Consider the following 1260-nt stretch of genomic DNA (forward strand, 5'->3'; position numbering starts at 1 on the left):
ATTTGTTGTTAGAAATCGGCTCATACTTTCAACAGTTTCGTTTATTTCGCTTGTAGCAGTTGTTATGGACAAGTTGCCGTACAATTGAACCACCAACAGATATTTCATTGACGTTCCATGCTTTTGTACAATCTATCTCCTTGCCGCATAACGGACAAGTTCGCTTCTGCTTGTTCCATAAATATAAGAGTGACTTACGTCCTTTGAGAGATTCCAGCATTTGTTGCTCCTTTCGCTGAAAGAAATAATCATCATATTCCGGGTCGAAAGGGTTTGCCTCCCCCTTGACTTGCTTGTACGGAGTATAATGTATATCCGACAACCTTTTAAGGGTCAGGTAGTTCACTTTCTTGCTCTTGGTTTCATATTTCCATGCAAACGTCCATTTACGCCCCCGAATTTCATGCCAATACTTATCTGCAACCCAAGACTTGCGTTTCTTTGGGTGGCGACGTAAAGCCCATTTCTTTGTGAGGTTGTAAATGTGATTGTCGCAACCGTGAAAAGCATTGGTTGATGCACCATATCGGTAATAGTTTCCCCAACCTGTTATCACAGGATTGAGCATTCGTATCAGCGATTCCTGCTTACACATTTTATGTCCTTTAACGATGTCACTGATTTTTGCCCTAAAGCGTTTCTGTGCATCTTTGGACGGAGATGTGTACAGCCTTTTGTCGAACTTCCTTACATTGAAACCTAAGAAATCAAATCCATCGTATATGTTCGTAATGGTAGTTTTCTCTTCGGATAAGGTAAGACCCCTTTCTTTGAGAAATTCTATCACCATTGGTTTGACCTCGTTTTCCAATAATTCCTTATCTCGACCTGTGATTATAAAGTCGTCCGCATACCTGATAAGATTCACTTTGTAGTGGAATGTCTTATAGTTGATGAAACGTCTTTTGAATCTTTCAGCCAAGAGTGGTTGAAGTCCGTCAAGTGCTATATTTGCAAGTGTCGGTGATATGATACCTCCTTGTGGTGTACCCTCTTCTGTCGGGAATAGTTTGCCATTGAATACAGCTCCACATTTCAGCCATTTTCTGAGTATTGTTTTATCCATAGGGATATTTTCAATAAGCCAGTCGTGACTGATGTGGTCGAAGCAACCCTTAATATCTCCCTCCAAAATCCATTCGGGGGAATGCTGGCGATTTAGAACCGTATCAATCTGACGAATTGCGTCCATTGTCCTGCGCTTCTTTCGGAAGCCGTAAGAAAAACGGTCGCCTGTCGTTTCGGCTATCGGTTCCAATG

Annotated in this window: 1 protein-coding gene; it reads right to left on the reverse strand. The window is 41.7% G+C overall.

What is annotated here, in order from left to right:
* Positions 1–28 precede the first annotated feature (28 nt).
* A partial coding sequence (locus HMPREF2794_RS26020; protein WP_070753093.1) for a reverse transcriptase domain-containing protein occupies positions 29–1260 on the reverse strand: 1232 nt, incomplete at its 5' end.

Origin of the sequence: Bacteroides sp. HMSC067B03, from assembly GCF_001811315.1 — a bacterium.
GTDB lineage: Bacteria > Bacteroidota > Bacteroidia > Bacteroidales > Bacteroidaceae > Bacteroides > Bacteroides faecis.